The following is an 8,369-nucleotide window of genomic DNA, read 5'->3' on the forward strand; positions in this document are numbered from 1 at the left end:
CTGTCACGCCATGAAATAGTCACGCCATGACAATGAGCATCGAGCCCCGGGCGGCACCATCGCAATTCGCCGCCAAGTTGCGACTAGCGCTCGGCGGCCGTGCCGGGTGGCGCGGATTTGCGTTCCAGCTTCTGTTCGCCGCCGCGCTGGCCTGGGTTGGCTACGAGATCGTGGCCAACGCGCGCGCCAACCTGGCCGCGCAGCGGATCACGTCCGGGTTCGGGTTTCTGGAGAATACGGCGGGTTTTGACGTCAGCCAGGCCCTGATCCCGTACTCGGGATCCGACACCTATACCCGGGTGCTTTTTGTCGGTCTGCTCAACACGCTGCTGGTCTCGATCATGGGCATTTTCTTCGCGACCGTGATCGGGTTCGTGGTGGCGCTGGGTCGTCTATCGCCGAACTGGCTATTGTCGCGCATCGCTGGCGGCTATGTCGAGCTGTTACGCAATCTGCCGCTGCTGTTCCAGATCCTGTTCTGGTATCTGGCCGTGTTGGGCGCGCTGCCCAATCCCCGACAGAGCATCTCGCTATTCGGCATGTTTTTTCTCTCCAACCGCGGTTTTGTAGTTCCGAGACCGATCGCCGATCCCGGTCTGCTGCCGTTCGCGCTGGCCATCCTGATAGCCATCGTGGCCGCGATTGCGTTGCGCCATTATGCACGCCAGCAGCTGTTTGACCATGGCCGAAAAATCACCATCTGGCCTTATGTGCTCGGATTATTGATCGGCTTGCCGCTTTTATGCGCGCTGGTATTTGGTGTGCCCGTCACTTTTGAGATTCCGGTGCTCAAGGGATTCAATTTTTCCGGCGGCTCGCGCCTAATTCCGGAATTCGTGGCGCTGCTGCTGGCGCTCTCGACCTACACCGCGTCCTACATCGCCGAGATCGTGCGCGGCGGAATCCTGTCGGTTCACAAGGGCCAGATGGAAGCCGGGTCCTCGCTTGGACTGCACCGTGGCGAGGCCTTGCGGCTGATCGTGGTGCCGCAAGCCCTGCGCGTCATCCTGCCACCGCTGACCAACCAATATCTCAACCTCACCAAGAATTCGTCGCTGGCGGTCGCGATCGGATATCCCGACCTGGTTTCGGTGTTCGCCGGGACTACCCTGAGCCAGACCGGCCAGGCCATCGAAATCATCGCCATCACCATGGGCGTCTATCTTCTGATTTCGCTGACGACGAGCGCGATCATGAGCTTCTATGGATGGCGGATCAGCCGGAGCCTTGGGCCATGAGCGATATCGCCGCCCCCTCGAACTACGTACGCCAGGATCTGGTTCCCGAACGCACTGCGCCGGTCAAGACCACGGGCTTTGTTGGCTTTCTGCGCACGCAATTGTTGAATTCGCCGACCAATATCCTGCTCACCGTGCTCGGCTTGTTGTTGCTCTGGTTCACCGTTATTCCCGCCTTGAAGTTCCTGCTGATCGATGCGGTCTGGCAGGGCACCGACCGCGAGGCTTGCCTGACCCAAAATGCCGGCCACCCGGTCGGCGCCTGCTGGCCATACATCGAGGCGAAATTCCCGCAATTTATCTACGGATTTTACCCGCAGTCAGAGCGGTGGCGGGTCAACTTGACCTATCTGCTCGCCGTATTGCTACTGGTGCCGCTTCTCATTCCGCGGCTGCCTGACAAGGGGCTTAATGCCGGGCTGTTCTTCATTGCCTTTCCGGTGATCGCATATTTCCTTCTTCATGGCGGCGGCATGATCGGTTTCGCGATCGCCGCAGTCATCGTATCGGTGCTGCTGTTTTTCCTCGGTGGCGGCATCCGCACGGGATGGCGCGCGCTGGTGATCAGTCTCGCGCTGTTCGCGAGCGTTGCGATCGTGATCGGGGCATTGGGTTTCGAACACGACGGATACGGATTGCCGCTGGTCGACACCAGGCAGTGGGGTGGCTTGCTGGTGACGCTGGTGGTATCGGTGACCGGCATTGTCAGCTCGGTGCCGATTGGTATCGCGCTGGCGCTCGGCCGGCGTTCGACCATCCCGCTGATCCGGATCTGTTCGGTGGCGTTCATCGAATTATGGCGCGGCGTGCCGCTGATCACCGTGCTGTTTTTTGCCACCTACATGCTGCCGCTGTTTCTGCCCGGAGGCTTCACCATCGATGCTCTGGTCCGGGTACTCATTGGCGTCGCGCTGTTCGCCGGCGCCTATACCGCCGAGGTGATCCGGGGCGGCTTGCAGGCGATTCCGCGTGGCCAAGGTGAGGCCGCCAGCGCGCTTGGCCTGTCCTACTGGAAGACCACGGCGCTGATCGTGATGCCGCAGGCTCTGCGCCACGTCATTCCCGGCTTCGTCAACAGCTTCATCGCGATGTTCAAGGACACTTCGCTGGTGTCGATCGTGGCGATCTTCGATCTGTTGGGCGTGCTGCATGCGTCGTTTGCCGATCCGGTGTGGGCGACCCCGACCCAGTTATTTACGGGCTTTGCCTTCACCGGCATGATCTACTTCATCTTCTGCTTCGGGATGTCGCGCTATTCCCTGTTCGTCGAGAAACGGCTGAACGCACACCGGCGTAATTGAGTGAGATGAACATGACCGCGAATTCGATCGTCGATATTGCCGGCCTCAACAAGTGGTACGGCGACTTCCATGTCCTGCGGGACATCAATCTCGGTGTCGGCAAGGGCGAGCGGATTGTGATCTGCGGCCCTTCGGGGTCCGGCAAATCGACACTGATCCGCTGCATCAACGCGCTGGAAGAATTCCAGGAGGGCGAGATCAATGTCGACGGCATCGATCTCGGACCCAATCTGAAGCGGGTGGACGAGGTCCGGCGCGAGGTCGGCATGGTGTTCCAGAGTTTCAATCTTTTCCCGCATCTCACCGTATTGGAAAACTGCACGCTGGCGCCGATCTGGGTGCGCAATATCCCGAAAAAGGACGCTGAAGCCACCGCCATGAAATATCTCGAGCGGGTGAAGATACCGCATCAGGCCAATAAATATCCGGGCCAGATGTCGGGCGGCCAGCAGCAGCGGGTGGCGATCGCGCGCGCGCTGACCATGAACCCGAAGGTAATGCTGTTCGACGAGCCGACCTCCGCGCTTGACCCGGAGATGGTCAAGGAAGTGCTCGATACCATGGTGGACCTTGCGAAGGACGGCATGACCATGCTGGTCGTGACCCATGAAATGGGATTTGCCAAGGAAGTGGCGAACCGCGTCGTGTTCATGGATGCCGGGCAGATCATCGAATCGAATACGCCCGACAATTTCTTCGCCAATCCGCAGCACGCGCGCAGCAAGCTGTTCCTGAGCCAGATCCTGCGCGCACATTGATCTGAGCACCCGAGCAGCTTTGCCAGGCTGCGACGGTCTGCGGGTAGCCAGGTACGAGCTGGCTAGACCTTCTCGAACGGCACGGCAATCGCGGTTTTCTGCTCGAGCCATTCCGGCACCGGCAGGTTTTTCGAACGCATGAACTCCGGATTGAACAGCTTTGACTGATAGCGCGTGCCGTAGTCGCACAGGATGGTCACGATGGTATGGCCGGGCCCGAGTTCTTTGGCCAGACGGATGGCGCCCGCTATATTGACCCCGCTCGAACCGCCGAGACAAAGTCCCTCATGCTCGAGCAGGCCGAACACGATCCGGACCGCTTCCTCATCGCCGATCTGGTAGGCGTCGTCGATCACGGCGCCTCCGAGATTGGCGGTGATGCGGCCCTGGCCGATGCCTTCGGTGATCGACGAGCCTTCTGATTTGAGAACCCCGTGCTTGTAGTAATTATAAAGCGCCGAGCCCATGGGATCGGCGAGCACAATCCGGATATTCGGATTCATCTGCTTCAGGCCCATCGACACCCCGGCCAGCGTACCGCCCGATCCGACCGACGCCACGAAGCCAGCGACCTTGCCGCCGGTCTGTTGCCAGATTTCCGGCGCGGTGGTCTCGATATGCGCCTGCCGATTGGCGATGTTATCGAACTGGTTGGCCCAGATCGCGCCATTGGAATCGGTCTTGGCGAGCTGCTCGGCAAGGCGCCCCGACAGTTTGACGTAATTATTCGGGTTGGCGTAGGGCACCGCGGGCACTTCGATCAGTTGCGCGCCGCAGAGCCGCAACATGTCCTTTTTCTCCTGGCTCTGCGTATTCGGGATCACGATCACGGTACGGAAACCGAGCGCGTTGGCGACCAGCGCCAGCCCGATTCCGGTATTTCCAGCGGTGCCCTCGACCACTGCGCCGCCCGGCCAAAGCGCCCGGCGCTTGATGGCGTCGCGGATGATGAACAGCGCCGCGCGATCCTTCACCGATTGACCCGGATTCATGAATTCGGCCTTGCCGAGAATTTCGCAGCCGGTTTCCTCGGAGGCACGCTTCAGCTTGATGAGGGGCGTGTTGCCGATCGCCTCGACGACGTCATTATCGATGTCATGCATGCTCATAGGCGGGAAATCTTGCCGGTAAAGCCAAATCAGGCAACGACCCTAGAGCGCGTCAGGCCAAAGTGGAAGCCGCTTTCTCGCCCCGATCGGCAATGCGAGCGGTTTGACGTGTTATTTCGCCTTGGCGAATACCACTTGGCGGACGTCGATGTTTCCGGACAGGAACCCGGCTTCGCAGTAGGCGAGATAGTATTCCCACAGCCGTCGGAACCGGTCGTCGAAACCGAGCGGCTTCAGGTTCGGCCACGCGTTACGGAAGTTGCTTCGCCAGGTCGCGAGCGTCTTGGCATAATCTTGTCCGAAAATGCGTTCGCGGATGACAGGAACGCCAAACCGTTCGCCCAGCGATTTCAAGACCTGCGGCGAGGGCAGCATGCCGCCGGGAAACACGTAGCGCTGAATGAAATCGACCTCGCGGCGGTAGGTCGCAAACAGGCTGTCCTGGATGGTTATGGCCTGGATGCCGGCAAGGCCACCCGGCAGCAGCCGGTCGCGCAACTGTGAAAAATATCTTGGCCAGAACTGCTCGCCTACCGCCTCGATCATTTCGATCGACGCGATCCGGTCATAGCGGTCGCGCTCATCGCGATAGTCCTGCAGGCGGATCTCGACCTGGTCGGCGAGGCCGGCATTCTGGATGCGCTGGCGCGCAAAATCGCGCTGCTGCTCGCTGATGGTGAGCCCGACCACCCTGGCGCCGAAGGTTTTGGCGGCATATTCCGCAAAGCCGCCCCAGCCGCATCCGATCTCCAGCAGTTTCTGGCCAGGCTGCAGATCAATGGCCTCGGCCAACCTGCGGTATTTGTTGTTTTGCGCGGCGGCGAGATCCGGGGTGTGGTCTTCGAACAGCGCCGAGGAATAGGTCATGCTAGGATCGAGCCATGCCGAATAAAACGCGTTGCCGATGTCATAATGCGCATAGATATTGCGGCGCGCCTGGCCTCTGGTGTTGCGGTTGAACCAGTGCTGGACCATCTGAATGAAACGCATCAGCGGCTTGTCGCCGAGCATCGCCTGGATCAGGTCGTGATTGACGCAGAAGATGTAAAGAAATTGCGTCAAATCCGGCGTATCCCATTCGCCGTTCAGATAGGCCTCGGCGATCCCGATGTCGCCGCCATTCAGAAGCCGCGACGCAAAGCCGTAATTGTAGAGCGTCATGGCCGCCGCGGGCCCCGGCTCCATGCCGCCGAGCCTTAAGGTCCGGCCATCGGGAAGCGTGACGTCGAGGGTGCCACGCCGTAGCCTCGAGCCGAAGCGGAGTGCCAACCGGACGAGGCGCGGCAGGTCGGCAAGCGCCGTCTCCACATTGTCGGGGGTTACTGAAATCAACGCAGGCATTTACTGACCCATCGATACTGACCCATCAACCACTGCCGATCGCATACTGGCCCATCAGCTGATGTGGCTCCGTGTCCGAACTTGCGCAGGTCGATTACCTCAAATCCGACCTTGAACCGGAGCGCTCTACCCCGGACGCAGATAACGCTGCTTCAGTATAGTCAGTGTGTTCGCCAGCCGCCAAGGTGGTTTTGCAGGCGGCGTTCGCAGTTGCGGTATGCGGGCGTGGTACCAGACGCGCGCCCTTGAGCCACAGCCGCAACGCTTCCCAATGGATCGCCGCGACGATTTTGAAGGTTACGAGCGGCAGCGCGCAGAGCGAATACAACAGCGCCGCCGTGGTCAAGGCGTGGCGTCGGCCACTGAAGGTTGCGGCAAGCAGGGGGCCTTCGCGGTTGGTTTCCAGAATGCGCAATTTGACACGCTCTGCCGGCGGTGAGACCCGGAAATGGTAGCGCATCGCCATCTCGATGAAGGGCGAGACGTAAAACAGTTTTTCCTGTTCTTGCCGGATCCCGGCATCGCGGCTTTCGCCGGGCTGCACGGCAAGCGCGTAAGCGTGGATATCGCCGAACGTGTTTCGGACTTCGTAGATCATCAAGGCGAGCACGCCGTCGGCGCGATAGCCAAAATACACCGACAGCGGATTGAAGGTGTAACCGAACAGCCTTGGATAGCACAGCAGCAGCACGCGCCCGCCGGTCAGGTCGACACCGCGCTCGGCCGCGCGACGTTGCGCATAAAATAGCAGGTTTGAGCCGTCGCGGGGGCCGTGATCGGCCTCATGGAAGCTGTAGAGGGCCGCCCGGTTGACGCCGAACAGCCGGCTTTGCCGGTCCGCGGCGCCGAGCCGGTCGAGATCGATCAAGAGGCTCATGACCCGGTAGCTGAAGCGATGCCCGATCGGCCTGAGACGGGCATGCATGACCTTGCCGAGATAGAGCGCAGCCGCGGCACCGGCCGGTTGGCGGCCTGTTTCGGCTCTGGCGGGTTCGTCGGGCATTCATCACTCCGCGGCTTGCGCCAGTTCGGGCGGCGGCTCGCGCCAGGGCGCTGGGGCACCAAGCGCCTCCGCGACAGCCAATCCGGATCGCAGTCCATCCTCATGGAAGCCGTATCCGGTCCAGGCCCCGCAGAACCAGGTATGACGCCGGCCCTGGATTTCGCCCAGGCGTTTCTGGGCGGCAAAGGCGGCGGCGCCATATTGCGGATGATCGCACATATACTTGCCGAACGTGAGTGCGGGATCCGGTTCGAACGGAGGGTTGAGGCTGACGAACAGCGGCTTGCTGCGCTCGATGCCTTGCAGCTGGTTCATCCAGTAGGTCACCGCGACGTCGTTTTCAGCCCCGCTTTGACGCTGCCAGCGCAGAAAATTCCACGATGCCCAGGCGCGTCGGCGCCTCGGCATCAACCTGGTATCGCGGTGCAGATAGACGGTATTGGGCGCATAGCCGATGGCGCCGAGGATGGTGCGTTCGCGATCGCAGGCGTCGGTGAGCATGGCGAGCGCGGCATCGCTGTGCGCGCCGATCACGACGTGATCGTAGGTATCGCTTTTGCCGTGGCTGTCATGGACGACGACGCCGTGCGCCGTCCGTTCGATCGATGTCACCGCGCAGCCGAGCCGAAGCTGGCCCCCGAATGCCGCAATCATCTTCTCCACATAGCATCGGCTGCCGCCCTTGACGGTGCGCCAGACCGGGCGATCGTATTGCAGCAGGCGATGATTGCTGAAGAACGCGACGAAGTTCTCCGCCGGAAAGTCCAGCATCTCGCTGGCTGGGGCGGACCAGATCGCAGCACCCATCGGCGCGAGATAATCGGTTAATAGCCGGGGGGCGAATTTGCCTTTCGCAAAATACTCGCCGAGCGTCAGCCCGGCCAGTCGGCCTGCGGCGAGGTCCTCGCTGCTTTGGCGGTTGAACGTCAGGATATCGCGGAGCATCCACAGATAGGACGGTGACAGCAGATTTGCAGGCTGGGCAAACAAGCCTTGCGCGGTTTCGCGCCAGTTGTTGCCGCCGCCTTTCCATTCAAAACGGCCGGCGTCCGCCGTGACCGCGAAGCTCATGCAGCTTTGCACGGTCTCGACGCCGAGATGGGCGAACAGCGCCGTCAGGTCCGGATAGTTCAGTTCGTTGTAGACGATAAAGCCGATGTCGACCGCAAGCGGTGTGCCATCGTAATCGATGGTGACGGTGTGGCTGTGCCCGCCGGGCCGCAGCTCGCGGTCGTAGACCGTCACCGGATAGCGCTTCGACAGGGTCCAGGCCGCGGCATTGCCGGCAATTCCCGTTCCAATAACCGCAACCCGCATCAAGACCCCCCTTTGTTGACGTGCAAGTTACGTTGGTCGGCGAGCTGAGTTTCACTGGCCTCAGCGGCGCCCGAAGTGTGACCTCGAATCCTCGATGCGTTCGAAAACCACATGAATTCTTGGTAAGATTGCAGCACTTCCAAGATCGCGCCGACCCCGGAAAGCCCCGTGGAACAGGGAAAACTCTGCTGTTCCTGGCGCCGGCGGGGCGCTCGAACGACCCCCGGGCTCCGGGGACAGCCGGTCGCACGGCCCTGTCGGCGCCAATGTCCCCCGGCTAGTATGGCCGGGAGTTCCTAAAG

General features: G+C 61.2%; 7 protein-coding genes. 3 read left to right on the forward strand and 4 right to left on the reverse strand.

Annotation, left to right across the window (positions count from 1 at the left end):
* The first annotated feature begins 32 nt into the window (after positions 1–32).
* The 3 genes from ABSG20_RS03120 to ABSG20_RS03130 are packed head-to-tail and all read left to right on the forward strand — an operon-like array spanning position 33 to position 3,297.
* Positions 33–1,238: an amino acid ABC transporter permease gene (locus ABSG20_RS03120; protein WP_423863027.1), complete on the forward strand. Its 1,206-nt coding sequence runs from the start codon at positions 33–35 to the stop codon at positions 1,236–1,238.
* Entirely contained in the window at positions 1,235–2,539 is a 1,305-nt protein-coding gene (locus ABSG20_RS03125) for an amino acid ABC transporter permease (RefSeq protein WP_423863020.1), read from the forward strand. Before ABSG20_RS03120 ends, ABSG20_RS03125 begins: the two co-directional genes overlap by 4 nt.
* Before the next feature lie 11 nt (positions 2,540–2,550).
* Positions 2,551–3,297, forward strand: coding sequence for an amino acid ABC transporter ATP-binding protein (locus tag ABSG20_RS03130; RefSeq protein WP_423863021.1), 747 nt, complete (start codon positions 2,551–2,553; stop codon positions 3,295–3,297).
* A 62-nt stretch (positions 3,298–3,359) separates the two neighbouring features.
* On the opposite strand, the gene ABSG20_RS03135 is transcribed toward ABSG20_RS03130, so the two are convergent.
* The 4 genes from ABSG20_RS03135 to ABSG20_RS03150 all read right to left on the reverse strand — a co-directional run bounded on the left by ABSG20_RS03135 (position 3,360) and on the right by ABSG20_RS03150 (position 8,067).
* On the reverse strand, positions 3,360–4,400 hold the full coding sequence (locus ABSG20_RS03135; RefSeq protein ID WP_490338315.1) for a cysteine synthase A: 1,041 nt from the start codon (positions 4,398–4,400) through the stop codon (positions 3,360–3,362).
* A 117-nt stretch (positions 4,401–4,517) separates the two neighbouring features.
* Positions 4,518–5,747 (reverse strand): class I SAM-dependent methyltransferase, encoded by a 1,230-nt coding sequence (locus tag ABSG20_RS03140; RefSeq protein WP_423863023.1) that lies wholly within the window; start codon positions 5,745–5,747, stop codon positions 4,518–4,520.
* 94 nt (positions 5,748–5,841) lie between these two features.
* The gene (locus ABSG20_RS03145) at positions 5,842–6,750 is read right to left on the reverse strand and encodes a DUF1365 domain-containing protein (RefSeq protein ID WP_423863024.1); all 909 of its coding nucleotides are present in this window, start codon (positions 6,748–6,750) and stop codon (positions 5,842–5,844) included.
* A gap of 3 nt (positions 6,751–6,753) precedes the next feature.
* Positions 6,754–8,067 (reverse strand): NAD(P)/FAD-dependent oxidoreductase, encoded by a 1,314-nt coding sequence (locus ABSG20_RS03150; RefSeq protein WP_423863025.1) that lies wholly within the window; start codon positions 8,065–8,067, stop codon positions 6,754–6,756.
* Positions 8,068–8,369 lie beyond the last annotated feature (302 nt).

This window comes from Bradyrhizobium sp., assembly GCF_049512235.1.
In the GTDB taxonomy this organism is placed as follows: Bacteria; Pseudomonadota; Alphaproteobacteria; order Rhizobiales; family Xanthobacteraceae; genus Bradyrhizobium.

Bases quoted from the DNA above. Each gene is read 5' to 3' on its own strand.
- ABSG20_RS03120 (WP_423863027.1), top strand. From the start codon at position 33: ATGAGCATCGAGCCCCGGGCGGCACCATCGCAATTCGCCGCCAAGTTG.
- ABSG20_RS03125 (WP_423863020.1), top strand. From the start codon at position 1,235: ATGAGCGATATCGCCGCCCCCTCGAACTACGTACGCCAGGATCTGGTT.
- ABSG20_RS03130 (WP_423863021.1), top strand. From the start codon at position 2,551: ATGACCGCGAATTCGATCGTCGATATTGCCGGCCTCAACAAGTGGTAC.
- ABSG20_RS03135 (WP_490338315.1), bottom strand. From the start codon at position 4,400: ATGCATGACATCGATAATGACGTCGTCGAGGCGATCGGCAACACGCCC.
- ABSG20_RS03140 (WP_423863023.1), bottom strand. From the start codon at position 5,747: ATGCCTGCGTTGATTTCAGTAACCCCCGACAATGTGGAGACGGCGCTT.
- ABSG20_RS03145 (WP_423863024.1), bottom strand. From the start codon at position 6,750: ATGCCCGACGAACCCGCCAGAGCCGAAACAGGCCGCCAACCGGCCGGT.
- ABSG20_RS03150 (WP_423863025.1), bottom strand. From the start codon at position 8,067: ATGCGGGTTGCGGTTATTGGAACGGGAATTGCCGGCAATGCCGCGGCC.